Genomic DNA, 20,618 nt, shown 5'->3' with positions numbered 1-20,618 from the left:
GCCCGGCATAGTTCGCAATTTGCCTACAGAGAAAATCTCCCCATTTATGCGATAATCGAGCCGTTTTGATTTATCGCAAATACCGGAGATTTTGCATGACCGCATTGATAGGCATCATCATGGGTTCCACATCCGATTGGGAAACCATGCAACATGCAGCGCAAACCCTAGAACATCTTGATATTCCGCATGAAGTGGAAGTGGTTTCGGCCCATCGCACCCCCGACAAGTTGTTTAAGTATGCGGAAACCGCGGAAGGCAAAGGTTTGGAAGTCATCATAGCCGGCGCCGGCGGTGCCGCGCATTTGCCGGGCATGACAGCCGCGAAAACTGCGCTGCCGGTATTGGGTGTGCCTGTGCAATCTAAGGCCTTGAACGGTATGGATTCTTTATTATCTATCGTGCAAATGCCGGCCGGCATTCCGGTTGGCACTCTGGCTATCGGCAAGGCCGGCGCCATCAATGCCGCGTTGCTGGCCGCCGCGATTATCAGCAATAAACATCCGCAATACCGCCCAGCTCTCGATGCTTATCGTCAACAGCAAACCGACAGTGTGATCGCCACTCCCGACCCAAGGCAGGTGACCGGATGAAAATTGGCATTTTAGGTGGCGGTCAGCTCGCCAGAATGATTGCGTTGGCTGGTTACCCGCTGGGTTTAAAATTCATCGTGCTCGATCCCGACGTCAACGCTGGCGCTGCAGGCTTGAGTGAACATTTGCTAGGCGCTTACGACGATCCGGATTTACTGGCATCACTAGCCGAAAAAGCCGACATCGTGACTTACGAATTCGAAAACGTACCCGCCCATGTGGCCGAGTTTTTATCTAGCCACACTCAAGTTTATCCGCCGGCAGGCGCACTGGCTGTTGCGCAAGATCGCTTATTGGAAAAGAATTTTTTCAAAGATTTAGGCATTCGCACGGCACCCTTTGCGCCTGTCGACACCTTAGAGCACTTGCAACAAGCTATGCCGGTAATCGGCTACCCAGCTATTTTGAAAAGCCGGCGCATGGGGTATGACGGCAAGGGCCAAGTAGTTCTAAAATCGGTAGATGAACTGGAATCAGCCTGGGACAGCATGCAAGGCGCAGCGTCTATTGTCGAAGGCTTTGTGCCGTTTCAGCGAGAAGTATCCATCATCGCCGCGCGCAGCCTCTCCGGCGAGATTGCTTACTATCCGTTATCGGAAAATCAACATCGCGGCGGGATTCTGCGCGTTGCCGAATGTTGTGCTAACGATTCCGAACAAGCCATTGCCGAGAACTACGTCAGTTTATTGCTGGAAAAATTGGATTACGTCGGCGTGATTGCGCTGGAATTGTTTGACCTGAATGGTGAGTTATTGGCAAATGAATTCGCGCCGCGCGTGCATAACTCAGGACACTGGACCATAGAAGGCTCGGAAACCAGTCAATTCGAAAATCACTTGCGGGCTATTCTGGATTTACCGCTAGGCTCGACGAAGCCGCGCGGTTATGCCGGCATGGTAAATTTTATCGGCGGTCTGGCCGACGACGCGGCACTGCTAAATATTCCAAACGCGCATTTGCACCTGTATGACAAAGCTCCGCGCAAGGGCCGAAAAGTGGCACATGCCACGGTCAGAGCCGATTCTGAAACCACCTACCGGGAAGCGCTGCAGCAATTGGCTAATCTGGCTTTGGCTGTCGACGAATCATGATCTCTTAGCTTGAATCCGGGCGGTTTTGGCATGCAACCCCAAACCGCTTCGCAGAATATAGAGGCCACAACCATGAAAAAAATTTTGTTCTTGTTGTTCATATTGGCCGGCATCGCCATCGCGGCGTTTGTAATTTTTAATCCCGCCCCTACCGCCTATAAATCTCAAGGCGACATTCCGTATTCCGACTTCATCCGAGATGTACGCGGCAAAATGGTAGCCGAAGTCGTGATCGACGGCAGAGCCATCGATGGTCTGAGGCATAACGGCACACGTTTTACCGCATACAGCCCTGGCGATGTCACGGTGATAGAAGATCTATTGCAGAATGGGGTGAAGATCGTCGTGCAAAGACCGTTGACGCAATCGACGTTTATGCAGGTATTTTACTCCTGGGCACCGACCTTCTTGCTAATTGGCGTATTGATTTATTTCATGCGCAAACAACTGCTTGGCGCCGGCGCGCAAAGCAATTTCGGCAAAAGCCGGGCCAAGCTGATGACGGAGAATCAGGTAAAGGTTCGTTTTAACGACGTTGCCGGCGTCGAGGAAGCCAAGCAGGATGTCGCCGAATTAGTCGATTTCCTGAAAGCGCCGGGCAAATACGAAGCCCTGGGCGGTAAAATTCCCAGGGGTGTGCTGATGGTTGGCCCTCCCGGCACCGGTAAGACCTTGCTGGCTCGCGCGATTGCCGGTGAAGCCGGTGTACCGTTTTTCTCGATTTCCGGTTCCGATTTCGTGGAAATGTTTGTCGGGGTCGGCGCATCCAGAGTGCGCGATCTGTTCGTACAAGCAAAAAAACACGCGCCATGTATCATTTTTATTGACGAAATCGATGCCGTTGGCCGGCAGCGCAGCCCGGGCAATATGGGCGGTACAGAAGAGCGCGAACAAACCCTGAATCAACTGTTAGTCGAAATGGACGGCTTTAGCGGCAACGAAGGCATCATCGTCATCGCCGCTACCAACCGTATCGACGTGTTGGATAAAGCCTTGTTACGCCCCGGCCGATTCGACCGGCAAGTGCAAGTCAGCCTGCCGGACATCAAAGGCCGCGAACAAATCCTCAGAGTTCATTCCAGTCGCGTACCGTTGGCAGATGACGTCAACCTTAACGATCTGGCGCGCGGCACACCGGGTTTTTCCGGCGCCGAATTGGCTAATCTGATCAACGAAGGCGCGTTGTTCGCCGCCCGCAATAATCAGCGGGAAATCACGATGAACGACCTGGACAAGGCCCGCGATAAAACCATTATGGGCGCGGAAAAACGCACGATGATCATGAGTCGCGAAGACCTGTTGATGACCGCCTACCACGAAGCCGGGCACGCCATCGTCGGCCGCCTGGTGCCGGAGCACGACCCGGTTTACAAAGTCAGCATCATGCCGCGCGGCGGCGCTTTGGGCATTACGATGTTCCTGCCTGAACGCGATGAATACAGCGCCAGTAAGGACAAATTGGAAGGCCAAATCTCCAGTTTGTTTGGCGGCAGGGCAGCGGAAGCGCTGGTTTACGGTAAAAATAAAGTCACCACCGGCGCTAGCAACGATATTCAACGCGCGACTCAATTAGCCCGTAACATGGTCACCAAATGGGGATTATCGGACAACCTCGGTCCGTTGGATTATGGCGATAACGAAGGTAGCTATCTAGGGCCGCAAGCCAAACCGATGTCGGAACACATGGCACGCTTAATCGACCGGGAAATCAGGTTAATTGTGGACAACAATTATCTAAGGGCCGAAACCCTATTAAAGGAAAATATCGATATTCTGCATAATATGGCGCAAGCCTTATTGGACTGGGAAACCCTGGATAAACATCAGATTGACGAATTGATGCAAGGCAAAACCATTGCGCCGCCTGCGCTTGATAAAAAACAATCTCTGGACGCTGGAAACACACCAGCGTAGTAGAGCCGGGGTTTATTTTCAACGAGCATAATCGGGACTGTCAGATGTACAGAGGGGCCATTCTGCGCCAATAGTGGCCTTGATGCGCGCGCCCTTCCCATTCATATAAGGCGTGTGGGATACCCTTCGCGGCTAGTATGTGACTCAGCTCGTGATTGTTCTGCAAGAATGGATCTTCCTTACCAATGACCAAGGTAATTTCCATGTGCTGCAAATGCTTTAGTTGCGCTTCGCAGTTCAGATTGGGTAGAAAGTGGGTTGGCGTATGGAAGTAAACATGATCGTCGTAATAGCCGTCGAACAGGTTTTTGAAACACTCCACTTCCAGCGTCAAATCGAAACGACCGGAAAATGCCACTAATTTTTTAAATAAATGCGGATGCCGGAAGGCGATATTGGCGGCATGATAACCGCCCAAACTACAGCCGTGAGCAATGATGCACGGGTGCGGATTTTTCAAGGCCATGAACGGCATGATTTCGTTCAATATGTAGTCTTCGAAAAACATGTGCCGCTGAATACGGTCTTTCGGCCGCCGCCAAAAACAGTAAAACGTTTCGTGATCGATACTGTCAACGCAGTACAACTGTATGTGTCCCGCTTCGATTTTATTGCGTAACCGTTCGACAATACCCAGGTTCTCGTATTCGTAAAAACGGCCGTCGCGCGTTGGAAAAATCAGTACTTTGGCCCCGGCATGACCGAAAACCAGGAACTCCATGTCGCGGCCCAAGCGCGGACTGTACCAGTGATGATATTCGCGATTCATAATCTAAAGCGACGATTCTCCGAAAAAATGTTGCAGCTCAGCAATCAATTGCCGCTCTTGATCGTGCTGACGGGGGTAATCGAAATGTCCAGCATCCAAGATAAATAACAGCTTATGCGCTGCCCAAGCGTTGTATATAGCAAACTGCCCAGGCGGCGCTACGACCGGATCGAATAAGGCAACCGCAGCATGCAACGGCTGTATTGCATAACGCGCAGAAACAGCGGCATCATAATAGGCTAATGTGTCAAACACATTATGATGGTTTTGACTATAGGCTTTCAACGCTGCGGCACTGCCGCTGGTGGGCAAGCTTAAACGCAAGGGCTGATTGCCAAAGGTGGGAACGTTCAAGTGCACTCGCTTAATTCTTGCGTCCCATGGTGCGGCCAAAGCGCCTATACCACCACCGAAACTAATGCCCATATAGCCGATCTTATCCGCGATTGCAGGATAACGCTCGCCTAGAACGGTCACGGCCAGCCATAAATCTTCTACGCACCCGCCAATCACGTAATGATTAGGATCGTCGATCCCCTGCACGACATGTTGATTCGGTTGGTCCGGCAAGCGCTCGCAGCGGCTGCGAGATATGCCGCGAAAGCAAGGAAAAAGTAAGGCGGCGCCAGGCATGCTGAGATGAAAATCCGGTTGTTCTCTGCCACCATAACCATGACCGACCACGATGCTCCGAGTAATAGGCTGTGCATCCGGCTCAAGCAGCCAGCCGGCTATATGAAAACCATCTGTAGACTGATAGCTTATGTCGTAGACCCGGTAGCCAGCGCGCAGGCATTGGTAATTAATGGAAAACTGAGGAGAAACCGTTAAGGTTTTTTGATATTTATCCCGCCAAAACCGACTAAAATCGGCAGGCTCTTGTGGCGCCGGAACGCTTAACAAATCGTCAAGACTGTAACCATAGCCAGGATCATAGCTGTAATAATGATCGAATAAGCTCACTGGCATCCGGCCTGATTAAGTTCTGCCTAGGTCCTTTATTGGGAGCCTAATTCGCAATAGGGCAATAATTTTAAAGTGGCGGACACTGCCGCCACTAGAAAGTCATCTAAAGTACAACGCTATTCCCATATTGGGCAGCTTGCATTGGTATTGTTAGTTCAAAAGCTATCGTCAATCGACGATTTTGAATTTTTCCCTGGAAGCATCAACCATATCCCGCAATTCCTTTCCCGGTTTAAAATGCGGCACGTGCTTCTCTGTTAAGGACACTGAATCGCCGGTCTTGGGGTTACGTCCCAGTCGTGCTGAACGATGGTGTAGTGAAAAACTGCCAAAACCTCTGATTTCTATCCTATCGCCACTTGCCAACGTATCGCTCAAGTGATCAACAACGCATCTGACTGCCAATTCAACATCTTTAAGCGCGAGATGAGGCTGCTTTCGTGCCAGCATCTCTATCAATTCTGATTTTGTCACATCCAGCCCTGAATAATCAAAAAAGGGTGACATGACCCAGTCATGTCACCCTTGGAGATGGTTTTACTACTTGTCCATTTGTTTAAAGATATCGCCTAATGTGGCTGTGCCAGCATTTTGTGACGAGTAATCTTTAATGGCATTAGACTCTTCTTCGACATCTTTCGCTTTGATAGACAAAGAGATAGATTTAGTCTTTTTGTCAACACCGACAAACTTAGCTTCGATTTCTTCGCCTTCTTTCAACAAAGTACGCGCATCTTCGACGCGGTCACGTTGAATTTCAGAAGCGCGCAAATAGCCTTCGACGTTATCGGCCAAAGTTACGATCGCACCCTTAGCATCGATTTCTTTAATAACACCTTTCACTAAGCTGCCTTTTTCATGCACAGCAATGTAGTTTTGGAAAGGGTCTTGCTCTAACTGTTTGATACCCAGAGAGATACGTTCGCGCTCGGAATCCACAGCCAAGATGACGGTTTCGACTTCGTCGCCTTTCTTGTAGTTGCGGATGGCTTCTTCGTCGTTCTCGTTCCAGGAAATATCGGACATATGCACCAAACCGTCAATACCGCCGTCCAGGCCGATGAAGATACCGAAATCGGTGATCGACTTGATTTTGCCGGAGATTTTGTCGCCTTTGTTGTGTGTAGCGGCAAACTCATCCCAAGGATTGGAGCGGCATTGTTTCATGCCCAGTGAAATACGACGGCGTTCTTCGTCGATTTCCAAAACCATGACTTCAACTTCATCGCCCAGTTGCACAACTTTGGATGGGTTGACGTTTTTGTTGGTCCAGTCCATTTCGGAAACGTGCACCAAGCCTTCGACGCCTTCTTCGATTTCCACGAAGCAACCGTAGTCTGTCAGGTTGTTAACTTTACCGAACACACGAGTGCCGGCAGGGTAACGGCGAGCAATGTTTTGCCATGGATCTTCATCCATTTGTTTCATGCCCAACGATACGCGGGTTTTATCTTTATCGAATTTCAGGACTTTAACTTTAACTTCCTGACCGATTTCTACACACTCGGATGGGTGACGTACACGGCGCCATGCCATATCGGTGATGTGCAGCAAGCCATCGACGCCACCCAGATCGATAAACGCACCGTAGTCGGTGAGATTTTTAACGATACCGGTAACGATCGCGCCGTCTTGCAACGTTTTAACCAGTTCTTCGCGCTCTGCGCTGTATTCGCTTTCGACGACCGCACGGCGTGACAACACAACGTTGTTGCGTTTTTGGTCGATTTTGATAACTTTAAATTCCAGATCGCGATTTTCCAGGAAAGCAGTATCGCGGATAGGACGAACGTCAACCAGAGAGCCCGGCAAGAAGGCGCGTAATGCACCAACTGCAACGGTGAAACCGCCACGCACTTTGCCGTTGATACGGCCGACGATGGTTTCTTGCGTTTCAAAGGCTTTTTCCAGTTCTGCCCAAGCTTTACTTTTCTTGGCTTTATCACGGGAAAGAAGAGTGGCGCCCAGGCCATCTTCGAATAAATCGAGAGCAACCTCAATTTCGTCGCCTACATTGACCTCAAGGTCGCCGTCGGCATTCAGAAATTGCCATTTAGGAATGACCCCTTCTGATTTGGCTTGTGTGCTGACGATAACAAATTCGTTTTCGATATCAACAACTGTACCAATTAGCATTGCGCCAGGACGCATTTCGGTCTTGGCATAACTCTCTTCAAACAACTCTGCAAAGCTTTCGCCCATCTCTTCTTTCCCAAACTTGCTAAGACTCAAGCAAGCTTTCTCTTCTCTGAAATTAAAATAAAGTCACCGATAATATTCGGTAACCACCAATAGCCTTAATCGACTAAATTTACTACCTGATCAATCACTTGCTGAATAGTCAAACTGGATGAATCGATATAATGCGCGCCTTCCGGCACGGTGAGCGGAGCAGTAGCTCGCTGCTGATCGCGACAATCGCGTTCTTCTATTTCCCGAGTGATTTGAATAAGATTAGCATCAATCCCCTTTTCAATCAACTGTTTATATCGCCTAAGCGCCCTTTCCTCGGCGCTGGCGGTTAAATAAACCTTGATTTTGGCATCTTGAAACACCACGCTACCCATGTCTCGGCCGTCGGCAACCAAGCCCGGAAGTCTTTGAAAATCCTTTTGTTTTTGTAATAACACCGCCCTCACCTCCGGATACGCGGCGATGATAGACGCGGTATTGCCGGTGGTTTCTGTGCCAAGCTGGCTCGTGATGTCGGCGCCGCCTAGCTTAACGACCAACTCATCGCCGCAATCGAATTCTAACGACATAGCTTCAGCGACTCGGCAAATGGCAGCAACATCAGACAAATCCAAGCCTGATTTTAAAACAGCCACCGCTAATGATCGGTATATGGATCCGCTATCCAGATAATGCCAGCCTAAAAGTTTTGCAACAGCGCGGCTAACCGTACCTTTGCCGGCGCCACTCGGGCCGTCTATCGTCAGTACCGGTACTTGCATATTAAAAGCTCGTCAGAGCTAAACCTAGATGGGTGGCCAAATCCCTGAACTCGGGGAACGAGGTATTCACGTTCGCACAATCCCTGATCGTGATCGGGCCGTTGGCACGCAAGCCGGCAATCGAAAACGACATCGCGATCCGATGGTCGCCATGCGATTCGACTTCGCCAGTGCCGATGTGGCCACCGCCGTTAATCACCATGCCGTCCTTGGTTGGCTGCGCATCGACACCGAGAATTTGTAAGCCGTCGGCCATTACCTGGATTCGATCAGATTCCTTAACCCTTAATTCTTCCGCGCCGGTCAATACCGTTTGGCCTTCGGCACAAGCTGCGGCCACGAACAATACCGGAAACTCATCAATAGCCAGCGGCACAAGATGTTCCGGGATACTGATGCCCTTCAATTGCGCCGAACGCACGCGCAAATCGGCGACCGGCTCGCCCCCCACTTCTCGTTCGTTCAGGACTTCAATATTCGCCCCCATCAGACGCAAAATGTCGATGACGCCGGTGCGAGTCGGATTGATGCCAACATGACGCAAAGTCACATCGGAATCCGGGGCGATACTAGCACCGACTAAAAAGAATGCCGCCGAAGAAATATCGCTCGGTACATCAATACGCGCAGCAGTTAGCTTGCCTTGATTGCTGATACGGGCGGTACTACCTTCGCGTTGCACCGGATAGCCAAAGCCATTCAACATGCGCTCGGTATGGTCGCGGGTCGGCGCGGGTTCGGTCACACTGGTTTCGCCTTCGGCATACATGCCCGCCAACAACAAACAGGATTTAACCTGGGCACTGGCGATAGGCATATCGTAGTGAATGCCTTGCAATTTGCCGGCCTTGCCTTTGATATGCAGCGGTGCGGTACCGTTTTCCTGGGTAACAATCTCGGCGCCCATCAGCGCCAACGGCGCGGTCACCCGCTTCATCGGCCGCGATTCCAGTGATTTATCGCCCGTCAAAACAGTATCGAAAGGCTGCCCTGCCAACAAACCGCTCAGCAACCGCATTGAGGTGCCGGAATTGCCTAAATACAAAGGTTTTGCCGGTGCTTTCAGACCGTGCTTGCCAACGCCGTGTATCGTCACTTCGCCATTCATCGGGCCTTCGATCTTCACACCCATCGCCCGAAAGGCTTCCAGAGTGGATATAGCATCTTCCGCATTCAAAAAACCGGTGACATGCGTGACGCCTTCCGCCAGAGACCCCAGCATAATAGAGCGATGCGACATGGATTTATCGCCTGGCACACGGATTTCGCCGCGCAAGCTACCGCCAGGCTGCACTTGAAAAGTAATGGTTTGTGACATGTTAATCTTCTTAGTCTTCTTGTTGATCGAGAAAACGCTGCCGGGCATTTCTGGCATACGTAAAGGTTTCGAACAGTTGCGCGGATTGATCCTCAACCAGCAATTGTTCTATTTTGCTTAATTCCGCTTGAAACTGGCGGATCAAAGGCACGATTTCCTGCTTGTTCGCCAGACAAATGTCCTGCCACATGGTCGGATCGCTGGAAGCGATACGACTAAAATCCCTGAAACCACCGGCGGCGTATTTAAATATCTCGCGCTGTTCGTCCTTGTGCCCCAACAACCCTACCAAGGCAAAGGCCAGAATGTGCGGTAAGTGACTGGTGGCGGCCAGCACGGTATCGTGATGCTCCACCGACATCACCGAAACGCTGGAGCCGATCTTTTCCCAAAACGAATGGATTTTTGCCAGTGCCTGTTTACCGGTATTTTCTAACGGCGTCAGAATCAGGCGGCGATTGACAAATAAATCGACAGTCGAAGCGTCCACGCCGCTGCGCTCGGCACCGGCAATCGGATGCGCCGGCACGAAGTTGCTTGGTACGGCGCCGAAAACTGCTTCGAGTGCAGACACCACGCTACCCTTTGTACTGCCGGCATCGCTATAAATTGTTTCCGCATTCCAGTACGGCTTAATCTGTTCGAAAATGACTTGCATACTGCCGACTGGCGTCGCAACAATCACGCAGTCGGTGTTTTCCAGTGCGGATGCTATGTCGGTGTAAAACTGGTCGATGACGCCCAGTTGCTTAGCCAACTGCATATTCGGCAGATTTTTTTCCCGGCCGTATGCCACAACCTCACGACATAAACCTCGGGCGCGCGCAGCCCTGGCTATCGAACCACCGATCAAACCTATACCGATGATACAGAGGCGGTTAAACACCGCTCAACACCTCGCGCAATGCGTTTATAAATATCGCGTTTTCGCGCTCGGTACCGATGCTCACACGTAAATGCTTGGGCATTTCGTAGTTGGCCACCGGCCGCACGATGACACCCTTGCGCAATAAGGCGTCGTAAATCGGCAAAGCCGCTTGCTTAACGTCGACAGAAACGAAGTTGCCGGACGAAGGAATCCACGGTAAATCCAATGCCTTAAAGGCATCGGTCAACTGCGTCATTCCGGCGCTGTTAAGCGCCACGGTTTGATGCAGATAATCGGTATCGCCCAGTGCGGCTTCCGCTGCGGCTAAAGCCAGCATGCTGCAATTGAAAGGCTGACGCACTCGATTTAACAAATCTGCGATATCCGGCGAGGAAATCCCATAACCGATACGCAAACCCGCCAAGCCGTATGCCTTAGAGAACGTGCGAGCGATGATCAAATTCGGATAACGATTGGGCCAATCCAAGGATTCGGTTCGTACGGTAGGATCGACAAACTCGTAATAAGCCTCGTCCAATACACACAGCACATGGGCAGGCAAATCGGCAATGAAACTCTCCAACTCTCTTTTATCCAACAAGGTACCGGTTGGATTATTGGGGTTGGCGATAAACACCAAGCGTGTTTGCGGACCAATTTGCTCGCGCATCGCCGCCAAATCATGACCGTAATGTTTAGCCGGCACCACTTTGGCTTTGGCGCCGACGGCCTGCGTTAGAATCGGATACAGCGCAAACGCGTGCTGGGAAAACACTACCTCCAATTCCGGCGTAACGAAGGTGCGCATGACCAGTTCTAGGATCTCGCTGGAACCGTTACCCAGGGTAATTTGCTCTGGCGCCACGTTTAATTTGGCCGACAATGCAGCTTTCAACGCAAAACCGCTACCATCCGGATAGCGGGTTAATTCGGGCAATGTCGCTTGAATGGCTGCGGCGACTTTAGCGCCGGTACCCAGAGGATTTTCATTAGAAGCCAACTTAATGACTTCTTCTATGCCCAGCTCGCGCTGCAATTCATCAACCGGTTTACCGGGCACGTAAGGCACCAGCTGTTGAACGCCGGCAATAGCAAGTTCTAAAAATTTGTTCATCGACCTAAGATTAAATAACGGCTTTTGGATAAGAGCCAAGGATTTTCAACATTTTGACGTTGTTTTGCAGGGTTTCCAGCGCCTTGGCGACATCGGTATCGTCGCGATGACCGTCAATATCGATAAAAAACACGTATTCCCACAAGCCCTGCCGCGATGGCCTGGATTCTATGTGCGCCATGCTGATGCCGTATTCGGCAAACGGCCCCAAAATCTTATGCAAGGCGCCGGCTTGATTGCCGGTGGACACCAAAATGGAGGTTTTATCGAGTCCGGTCGATGCCGGTTGCTGTTTGCCAATCACGATAAAGCGCGTGGTATTGTTTGATTCGTCCTCGATATGCTGCTCGATGATGTTCAATTCATACAATTCGGCCGCCATCAAGCCGGCTATTGCGGCCTTATTGTGATCCAAAGACGCTAGCCTGGCGGCTTCGGCGTTACTGCTCACCGCCGTGCAAGGCACGCCAGGCAAATAGGTATTCAGCCATTGCCGGCACTGCGCCAGGGATTGTTGATGGGAATAGACTTCGTTAATCGCCGTCAAACTATCCATTTTACCGAGCAGATTTTGATGCACGCGAATTTCCACTTCGCCGCAAATTTGCAGTGACGTGGTCATAAAACGATCCAGCGTATGCGCAATCACGCCTTCTGTGGAGTTTTCCACCGGCACCACGCCGAACTGGCAATGACCCGTTTCCACAGCCAGAAAAATCTCCGGGATGGTCGCAACCGGAATGCCTTTTACGGCATGACCGAAATGCTTGAACGTCGCTTGCTGGGTAAAAGTACCGACAGGCCCTAAAAACGCCACTTCCAAGGGCTTTTCCAAAGCCAAACATGCAGACATCAGCTCCCGGAACAGGTGCACCGAGGCTTCATCACTCAAAGGCCCTGGATTCAGTTCCTTGATTTTGCGTAATACCTGAGCTTCGCGATCAGCTCGATAAAAACTACCGGTTTCGCCTTCGGCCAGTTTGGTTCTGGCCACTTCGATAGCGCATGCGGCCCGTTGATTGATCAATTGCAACAACTGCCTATCGATGGAATCGATACGTTCGCGTAACTCGGACAGAGGAATAATTGCCGTCATACCTGTAACTAGTGAGTGCGCTCGAACTCGGCCATAAAGTCGATCAAGGTATCGACCCCGGCTTCCGGCATAGCGTTGTAAATGCTTGCCCTCATACCGCCTACCGAACGGTGACCAGGCAACGAGCCCAAACCGTTTTTCTCGGCAAGCGCCAAAAACTCTTTGTCCAGCGCCGCGTCCGCCAGTACGAAAGGCACGTTCATTCTGGAGCGGTAGTCTTTCAAAACCGGATTACTATAAAGACTGGATGCATCGATAGCTTGGTATAGCTTGCCGGCTTTACGGATATTTTGCTGCTCAATGGCCGCAATACCGCCTTGCTGTTTCAACCATTGCAAAACCAATCCCAACAGATACCAGTTGTAGGTAGCCGGTGTATTCAACATGGAGTCGGCTTTCGCTTGCTGCTGGTAATCAAACACCGAAGGTACGGCTTTCGGTGCCAAGCCAACCAAATCGTCGCGAACGATGACTACCGTCACGCCGGAAGGCCCCATGTTTTTCTGCGTACCCGCGTAAATGATGCCGTAGCGACTAACATCCACTAGCCGCGACAAGATGTTCGAAGACATATCGCACACCAACGGCAAATCGCCAGCGCCAGGAACGTCAGAAAACTCCACACCATGGATGGTTTCGTTTGAGGTGTAGTGCAGATAAGCAGCATCTTTATCAATATTCCAGGTATCAAACGCAGGAATAGTGGTAAATTTTTCGGCTTCTGAGGTAGCAGCAAGTTGTACTTCGCAATACTTACCGGCTTCCTTGATTGCACTGGTAGACCAAGCACCGGTATTCACATAACTGGCTTTGGTTTTGCCGTTAAGAATATTCTGCGGAATCATCGCAAACTGGGCGCTGGCACCGCCTTGCAGGAATAGCACTTTGTAATTGGCCGGAATGGCTAGCAACTCAATCAGATCGTTTTTCATTGCTTCGGCGATTGCCATGAAATGCTTGCCGCGGTGACTCATTTCCATCACCGACATGCCGCTATCTTGCCAATTCAACATCTCTTGTTGAGCTTGCAGCAACACCGCTTCCGGCAACATGGACGGGCCGGCGCTAAAATTGTAAATCCTTGCCATACTTATTCCTCTTCTCCGCCTTGTTCGGCGCTATCTGCTACAACATCGTTTTCATCGATTTCGCCGTCAACATCATCTTCTTCATCGCCCAGACCATCGATGCGATCCACGCCGACCACTCTTTCGCCCTTATCCAGACGAATCACGGTAACGCCTTGGGTGTTTCTTCCGACTACGGAAATTTCCTTGACCCTTGTCCGCACCAATATGCCGCCGTCGGTAATCAACATGATTTCGTCGGTATCGTTGACCAATACCGCGCCCACTACCGCGCCATTACGCTCGGAAGTCTGAATCGCGATTAGGCCCTGACCGCCACGTCTATGCTGGGTAAACTCTTCCAGTTTGGTACGTTTGCCGTAACCGTTTTCGGTGATATTCAGCACCGTGCCTTCGGTTGAGATGATCAGCGAAATGACCTTTTGACCTTCCTGTAAGCGAATGCCACGCACCCCGGTGGCCGTCCGGCCCATCGAGCGCACATCGGTTTCGTTGAAACAAACCGCCTTGCCATCGCTGCTGAACAGCAATACATTTTGCTGACCGTCAGTAATCGCCACACCGACCAAGGTGTCGTTTTCATTCAAATCGATGGCGATTTTACCGTTGCTGCGTTGGCGTTCGAATTCGGGCAATGGGGTCTTCTTAACGGTGCCCGATGAAGTCGCCATGAATATATATTTATCCGCGCTGTACTCACGCACCGGCAACATCGCGTTGATTTTTTCGCCCTCTTCCAATGGCAGCAAGTTCACAAACGGCTTACCGCGCGACGCCCGGCTGGCGACCGGCAAATTAAACACCCGCAACCAATAAACTTTACCCGCAGACGAGAAACACAGAATCGTATCGTGGGTATTGGCGATGATTAATTTCTCGACGAAATCGTTTTCCTTGGTCGCCGTCGCCGATTTGCCGCGGCCACCGCGGCGCTGAGCTTTATAATCGCTGAGCGGCTGGGTTTTTACATAACCTTCGTGCGACATGGTCACCACCATATCTTCTTCGGTGATCAGATCTTCAGCGGACAGATTGGAATAATCCTGAACAATTTCAGTGCGACGGGCATCGCCGTATTGGGTTTTGATTTCTTCCAGCTCTTCACGGATCACTTCCATCAAGCGCACATCGTTACCCAAAATATGCAAATATTCGTCTATCAATTCCAGCAATTGTTTGTACTCGTTGACGATTTTTTCTTGTTCCAAACCGGTCAAACGATGCAGACGCAGATCCAAAATCGCCTGGGCTTGCGCTTCGGACAAACGATATGCGCCGTCGGCCAAACCAAATTCAACGGATAAATCGTCCGGCCGCGAGCGGTCGGCGTCGGCTCTATCCAGCAAGGCTGCAACCAAGCCGGCTTTCCAGGTCTGTGCCAGCAAACCCACTTTCGCTTCTTGCGGATTAGGCGAGGCTTTGATCAGCTCAATCATTTCGTCGATATTAGCTAACGCAACCGCCAACCCTTCCAGGATATGCGCCCTTTCCCGCGCCTTCCGCAAGTTATAAATGGTTCTGCGGGTGACGATTTCGCGGCGGTGATCGACAAAGGCCGCCAGAATCTCTTTCAACCCCATCAGGTGCGGGCGACCGTCGTATAGCGCCACCATATTGATACCGAATACGGTCTGCATCTGAGTTTGTTTGTACAGATTATTCAAAACCACATCCGGTACTTCGCCGCGGCGTAGTTCGATTACCATGCGCATGCCGTCCTTGTCGGATTCATCGCGCAGGCCTGAAATGCCGTCCAACTTGCCTTCTTTGACCAATTCGGCGATTTTTTCCAGCAAGCGGGCTTTGTTGACCTGGTAAGGTAGCTCGGTGGTGATGATGGCTTGGCGACCGCTATCGCCTATGTCTTCAAAATGGCTACGGCCACGTAGATAGATGCGACCACGACCGGTGGCGTAGGCTTCAAAGATACCGGACGCGCCGTTAATAATGCCGGCGGTCGGGAAATCCGGCCCAGGCACGATTTGCATCAATTCCGGAATGGTCAGATCGGGATTTTCGATCAAGGCCAGACAAGCGCTGATAATCTCGTTTAAATTATGCGGCGGAATATTGGTAGCCATACCGACCGCGATACCCGAGGAACCGTTGACCAACAAGGTCGGTACTCGGGTGGGCATAACGGTGGGTTCGGACTCGGACTCGTCGTAGTTGGCGACGAAATCGACAGTTTCCTTGTCCAGGTCAGCCAACAATTCGTGGGCAATTTTTGCCATCCGCACTTCGGTATATCGCATCGCCGCCGGCGAATCACCGTCCACCGAACCGAAGTTGCCTTGACCGTCTATAAGCATGTAACGCAAAGAAAACGGCTGCGCCATCCGCACCATGGTGTCGTAAACTGCAGTGTCGCCATGCGGGTGGTATTTACCGATCACGTCACCGACGATACGCGCCGATTTCTTATAAGGTTTATTCCAGTCGTTGCCAAGCTCGTTCATCGCATACAGTACGCGGCGGTGCACAGGCTTGAGGCCGTCTCTGACATCCGGAAGTGCCCTGCCAACGATTACGCTCATGGCATAATCAAGGTAGGATTGTTTCATCTCGTCTTCGAGATTGACGGGGATAATTTCTTTAGCGAAGTCTGACATGGGTCCGTGGTTCCAGTGCAGTCGAAAGCTTATCGATCGACGGGTTAGCCTGAAGCATCAATTCCATTTAAGCATTGCTAACAGGTTTATAAAGCCGTCGATTATAGCAAACGCCAACCACCGCCGTCAGGCAAAAATCTCGGTCAAAAAGTTTTGCATGGCTTGCCATGACCGACGATCAGCAACCGGCTGATAAACTGTGCCAAAACCAGGATTATTAGCCACTGGGTTGGTGAAGGCATGCATGGTTTGACCATAACTATGCAACTGCCAATCCGCACCAGCCTTGGTTAATTCGTTCTGCAGGGCAAGTACTTGCTCGGCGGACGCCATCGGATCGTCGTAGCCATGCAACACCAACACCTTCGCTTTGATACTGAGGTTAGGGATGTTTTCCGGCGCACCCAGCAACCCGTGAAACGATACCACCCCGCAAATATCCACACCCGTCCGCGCCAAATCCAACGCACACAAGCCGCCGAAGCAAAAGCCTATCGCCGCAATCCTAGCGTTGTCTGCCCACGGCATTAGTTTGACTGTGGATAGCGCCGCCTGTAAGCGCTGTTGCAGCTTTGCCCGGTCTTGGATAAAAGGTTGCATCAACGCCGCATTTTCTTCCGGGCTTTTTCCGAGCACGCCTTTACCGTACATATCGGTCGCGAACGCCAGATAACCCAATTCCGCCAGCTTAAGTGCCTTGTCAGCCACAAACTGGTCTCGCCCGCCCCAAGCATGGTGGATCAGCACCACAGGTCTCTGCCCAACAATCGCATCGTCATAAGCAAAAAAACCTTCCAGCACCGTATCGCGATCCAAGTAACTGACTGTGTTCGAGATTATCGCCATAAGCTATTTCCTACCCTTTTAATCACAACTCACCAGTTTGTTGCAGCGTCTGTAAAAACCCAGCGGACGCTTCTTCCACCATGTCCAGCACCCGCTCAAAGCCGTAGCTGCCGCCGTAATAAGGGTCAGGCACTTCGCGTTGATTCAAGTGCGGCGCGTAATCAAGAAAGTGCCGAATTTTATGACTCAAATCAACCGGACAGGCTTCTTTTAATATGGCGTGATTCTCGTCGTCCATTACCAGTATATGATCGAACGCTTCAAAGTCGGCGGATACAACCTTGCGTGCCCGCAGATGTTTCAATTCAACCCCCCTATCGCGAGCAGCTTTTTGCGCGCGTAAATCTGGCGCGTCACCAATGTGATAGGCATGGGTACCCGCGGAATCTATTTGAAAGCGTTCCGCCAGGTTTCTTGTAGACACTAAATTTGAGAAAACGCCTTCCGCGGTGGGCGATCTACAGATGTTGCCCATACACACAAACAAAACCTTGATTTTCCGCATAGTTGTTAAGTTTTTAGAATAGATGACGCTAAATTGTAAGCTATACTCGGTTGGCATGTCTTCAGGATGGTACTGGAAAGACGGTTAATACAAGAAATTTAAAGCGTATTTAGGGGAGTTTCGGATGTTGATGATGAACTGGCATTCTGTAGGGGTAAAGGTGGTTTCTATAACCATGTCGGTGCTAACGCTTTTAGGCATAGCGATTTTGGTTGTTTACTCAAGCTTTGAGAAACAAAAGCTGATTGACCGGGAAATCAAAGCCTCACGGCAATTACTCACGCTGTCCGAATCAATCCGCGACAATGTTGTAAAAAAATGGGAATCAGGTATCTACACGCCTGAGCAACTCATGCAATTGGTCGAACAAAAAGGTAGCTCAAAAGCCAGAGAACTGGTCGTCGCCACCGTGCCGACCGCCAATGCGTGGGACGTCATCGAAGCAGAAGCAAAAGAGCACGGCTTTCGCTTCAAAGCGCCGTCTCTTAACCCCAGAAACCCTCGAAACGCAGCCGATGACATCGAACGTCAAGCTCTGGAGTTTTTCAGAAGCAATCCTTCCGCCCAAGACTACAGCTACGTAGACGAAGAAAAACAGGAAGTCCGCTATTTACGCCCCGTCAAATTGGTCAAGCAATGCGAAATATGCCATGGCGACCCCAAGACATCGCAAAGCCTATGGAATAACGAGAAGGGCCAGGATTTGTTGGGTTATCCAATGGAAAATCGCCGCGCCGGCGACTTACATGGCGCATTCGAAATCGTCACCCCATTCAGCGTGGCCCTTGCCGAGCTTAAAAGTAATACCGTTTATGCTATCGGCTTCTTATGCATAACACTGATCATCATCGGCTTCACCGGCTACTTTACGATGAGCAAAATCATCATAGGCCCGCTGACAGCACTGGCTTTGAAGCTGCAAGACATAGGCAGTGGTGAGGGTGACCTCCGGGCTCGCCTGGATGCGAGCGGCAAATCCGAGTTTGCCTGGATCGCATCGAGTTTTAATACTTTCGTTCGCAAAATAGCCAAAACCATCGATCAGATCAGCTCTACCAGTGAAAAGCTGGCCAGCTCTTCACACAAACTCGCCAATATCACCCAATCGACCCAAGCCGGTGTGGAGCGGCAATTGCACGAAACCACCTTAGTGGCTAATGCGATGAAACAAATGACGTCTACGGTGCAAGAAGTCGCCAAAAATGCCGTTAGAGCTTCGGAAGCCGCAGAAATCGCTGATCGCGAGGCGTCTTCAGGCAAAAACATTGTGAAAGATGCCGTGCATGGCATTAACAGCTTGGCGTCTGAAGTGGAAAACGCCGCTAACGTCATTCACGAACTGGAAAACGACAGCAACAGCATCGGCGAGGTATTGGGGGTCATTCAAGGGATTGCCGAGCAAACCAATTTGCTGGCATTAAACGCCGCGATAGAAGCAGCCCGGGCTGGTGAGCAAGGTCGCGGTTTTGCAGTTGTAGCCGACGAAGTCAGAACATTGGCTAGTCGCACCCAAAACTCCACGTTGGAAATCCAAAAAACCATCGAACGCTTGCAGGACCGCGCCAAACAAGCCGTGGCAGTGATGGAAAACGGTAGAAGCCGCGCTAACTCCAGCGTGGAGCAAGCCGCATCCGCCGGCGGCTCCATTACCACTATCAGCGAACGTATCGACACCATTAACGATATGAATAACCAGATAGCCAGCGCTGCCGAGGAACAAACTGCGGTTGCCGAGGAAATCAATCGTAATATCAGCAATATCAGCCGGGTATCCGAAGAAACTTCGGTGGGCGCGAAAAATACCGCAGATGCCTGCCACGAATTACTTGATCTGGCTAACCAGTTGCGCTCCATGGTTGGAAACTTTAAGACCTAGCTAAACCTCTATCGGCTCGGCTCGGCGTAACCCGCATTAGGGCGGCGCCGAGCCCTGAACCGGTGTTAAATTTATAAGGTTTGTTTGCCCAGGCTGGCTATAATTCACTAAGAATAATTACAATTTCGTAGCTTAAGGATGAAGACATGCCAACAAAAATGAACCAACTGTTCGACCAAATCCACAAAATTCCGCAAGTACCCGAAGTCGTAAGATCCATCATAAATCAGCTAAACAATCCCAACGCTGATATGCTCGACATAGCCAAAAACGTGGAAAAGGAACAAGTGATTGTTTTAAAAATCCTGCGTTTGGTCAACTCCGCGCATTTTGGTTTATCTCGTAAAATTGGCTCTATAGACGAAGCCATCACCATGCTGGGCATGAACCAGCTGAAAACATTGGTGGTCGCATCCGGGATTGTCAGTGTAGTACCGCAATTGGATAATTTCGATGTCAAACAAAGCTGGCGGAATAGTTTTCGCACGGCAGGTTATGCAAAATGGTTCGCGGCCCAAGCAGGTCTGGCGGCCGACATTGCCTACACCGCCGGGCTAATCAGCAATCTGGGTAACCTGCTGATTCACATCGGGAGCCCCAGAGAAGCCAACGAAATCGATCAGCATGTGAAAAACGGCAACGTCAGACTGGAAATTGAAAAAAGGCGCTTAGGCTATACCAGCCCGGCCATCTGCGCTGAGCTTTGCCGCCGCTGGAAATTTGCTGACGAATTAGTCGAAACCATTGAACAATCGGCTGAACCTTTGGCAGCTGAGACGCCTAACAAGTTAGCTTGCGCGGTTTTCCTTGCCCATACAATCAGCGATTACCAAGATCAGGGCTTGGATGAAGATCAGATTTTAGCCTCGCTACCCAATCAAGTAACTGCGCTTTTAGGACTATCTGAGCAACTTCTTAAGGAAAAATTGCCGGATGTTCTAGCGGCTAAATCTGAACTCGACGGCCTTCTGGATTAAACAACATAATTCTCAATAATCGTTCAGGCGA

At 50.8% G+C, this 20,618-nt stretch carries 18 protein-coding genes; 5 read left to right on the top strand and 13 right to left on the bottom strand.

Going from position 1 to position 20,618, the window contains the following annotated elements; translation table 11 throughout:
• Window positions 1-95: 95 nt before the first annotated feature.
• From purE to ftsH, 3 genes are all read left to right on the top strand, one after another.
• Window positions 96-593, top strand: coding sequence for a 5-(carboxyamino)imidazole ribonucleotide mutase (gene purE / locus NP589_RS00175; RefSeq protein ID WP_064010194.1), 498 nt, complete (start codon window positions 96-98; stop codon window positions 591-593).
• On the top strand, window positions 590-1,684 hold the full coding sequence (locus NP589_RS00170) for a 5-(carboxyamino)imidazole ribonucleotide synthase (protein WP_256605128.1): 1,095 nt from the start codon (window positions 590-592) through the stop codon (window positions 1,682-1,684). The genes purE and NP589_RS00170 overlap by 4 nt, the downstream gene beginning before the upstream one ends.
• A gap of 72 nt (window positions 1,685-1,756) precedes the next feature.
• A complete protein-coding gene (gene ftsH / locus NP589_RS00165) occupies window positions 1,757-3,598 on the top strand; it encodes an ATP-dependent zinc metalloprotease FtsH (protein ID WP_256605127.1) in 1,842 nt (613 codons plus the stop codon).
• A 40-nt stretch (window positions 3,599-3,638) separates the two neighbouring features.
• Here ftsH and NP589_RS00160 read toward each other — a convergent pair whose 3' ends face one another.
• The 13 genes from NP589_RS00160 to NP589_RS00100 all read right to left on the bottom strand — a co-directional run bounded on the left by NP589_RS00160 (window position 3,639) and on the right by NP589_RS00100 (window position 17,734).
• The gene (locus tag NP589_RS00160) at window positions 3,639-4,367 is read right to left on the bottom strand and encodes an esterase family protein (RefSeq protein WP_064036990.1); all 729 of its coding nucleotides are present in this window, start codon (window positions 4,365-4,367) and stop codon (window positions 3,639-3,641) included.
• 3 nt (window positions 4,368-4,370) lie between these two features.
• A complete protein-coding gene (locus tag NP589_RS00155) occupies window positions 4,371-5,336 on the bottom strand; it encodes an acetylxylan esterase (protein ID WP_256605126.1) in 966 nt (321 codons plus the stop codon).
• Window positions 5,337-5,501: 165 nt separating this feature from the next.
• Window positions 5,502-5,807, bottom strand: a complete 306-nt coding sequence (locus tag NP589_RS00150) for an integration host factor subunit beta (protein ID WP_033193988.1) — start codon at window positions 5,805-5,807, stop codon at window positions 5,502-5,504.
• A gap of 66 nt (window positions 5,808-5,873) precedes the next feature.
• Window positions 5,874-7,535: a 30S ribosomal protein S1 gene (gene rpsA / locus NP589_RS00145; protein ID WP_020481456.1), complete on the bottom strand. Its 1,662-nt coding sequence runs from the start codon at window positions 7,533-7,535 to the stop codon at window positions 5,874-5,876.
• Between the two features lie 95 nt (window positions 7,536-7,630).
• A complete protein-coding gene (cmk, locus tag NP589_RS00140) occupies window positions 7,631-8,287 on the bottom strand; it encodes a (d)CMP kinase (RefSeq protein ID WP_256605125.1) in 657 nt (218 codons plus the stop codon).
• Between the two features lies 1 nt (window position 8,288).
• Window positions 8,289-9,605, bottom strand: a complete 1,317-nt coding sequence (gene aroA, locus NP589_RS00135; RefSeq protein ID WP_256605124.1) for a 3-phosphoshikimate 1-carboxyvinyltransferase — start codon at window positions 9,603-9,605, stop codon at window positions 8,289-8,291.
• Between the two features lie 10 nt (window positions 9,606-9,615).
• A complete protein-coding gene (locus NP589_RS00130; RefSeq protein ID WP_256605123.1) occupies window positions 9,616-10,491 on the bottom strand; it encodes a prephenate dehydrogenase in 876 nt (291 codons plus the stop codon).
• Window positions 10,484-11,587 (bottom strand): histidinol-phosphate transaminase, encoded by a 1,104-nt coding sequence (gene hisC / locus NP589_RS00125; protein WP_256605122.1) that lies wholly within the window; start codon window positions 11,585-11,587, stop codon window positions 10,484-10,486. The genes NP589_RS00130 and hisC overlap by 8 nt, the downstream gene beginning before the upstream one ends.
• 10 nt (window positions 11,588-11,597) lie before the next feature.
• Window positions 11,598-12,683 carry a prephenate dehydratase gene (pheA, locus tag NP589_RS00120; RefSeq protein ID WP_256605121.1) on the bottom strand — a complete coding sequence of 362 codons (1,086 nt, stop codon included), beginning with the start codon at window positions 12,681-12,683 and terminating at the stop codon, window positions 11,598-11,600.
• A gap of 8 nt (window positions 12,684-12,691) precedes the next feature.
• Entirely contained in the window at window positions 12,692-13,771 is a 1,080-nt protein-coding gene (serC, locus tag NP589_RS00115; protein WP_256605120.1) for a 3-phosphoserine/phosphohydroxythreonine transaminase, read from the bottom strand.
• A gap of 2 nt (window positions 13,772-13,773) precedes the next feature.
• Window positions 13,774-16,383 (bottom strand): DNA gyrase subunit A, encoded by a 2,610-nt coding sequence (gene gyrA, locus NP589_RS00110; RefSeq protein ID WP_256605119.1) that lies wholly within the window; start codon window positions 16,381-16,383, stop codon window positions 13,774-13,776.
• Between the two features lie 126 nt (window positions 16,384-16,509).
• Window positions 16,510-17,229 carry a dienelactone hydrolase family protein gene (locus NP589_RS00105; RefSeq protein ID WP_256605118.1) on the bottom strand — a complete coding sequence of 240 codons (720 nt, stop codon included), beginning with the start codon at window positions 17,227-17,229 and terminating at the stop codon, window positions 16,510-16,512.
• A gap of 22 nt (window positions 17,230-17,251) precedes the next feature.
• A complete protein-coding gene (locus NP589_RS00100) occupies window positions 17,252-17,734 on the bottom strand; it encodes a low molecular weight protein-tyrosine-phosphatase (RefSeq protein ID WP_064010206.1) in 483 nt (160 codons plus the stop codon).
• A 124-nt stretch (window positions 17,735-17,858) separates the two neighbouring features.
• On the opposite strand from NP589_RS00100, the gene NP589_RS00095 reads away from it, so the two are divergent.
• Together NP589_RS00095 and NP589_RS00090 are read left to right on the top strand one after the other, a co-directional pair.
• Window positions 17,859-19,610 (top strand): methyl-accepting chemotaxis protein, encoded by a 1,752-nt coding sequence (locus NP589_RS00095; RefSeq protein WP_064010207.1) that lies wholly within the window; start codon window positions 17,859-17,861, stop codon window positions 19,608-19,610.
• Between the two features lie 146 nt (window positions 19,611-19,756).
• A complete protein-coding gene (locus NP589_RS00090) occupies window positions 19,757-20,587 on the top strand; it encodes an HDOD domain-containing protein (RefSeq protein ID WP_256605117.1) in 831 nt (276 codons plus the stop codon).
• Window positions 20,588-20,618: the final 31 nt, after the last annotated feature.

This window comes from Methylomonas rosea (genome assembly GCF_024505055.1).
GTDB classification, from domain to species: domain Bacteria; phylum Pseudomonadota; class Gammaproteobacteria; order Methylococcales; family Methylomonadaceae; genus Methylomonas; species Methylomonas rosea.
This window is presented reverse-complemented; position numbering and strand designations above follow the sequence as displayed.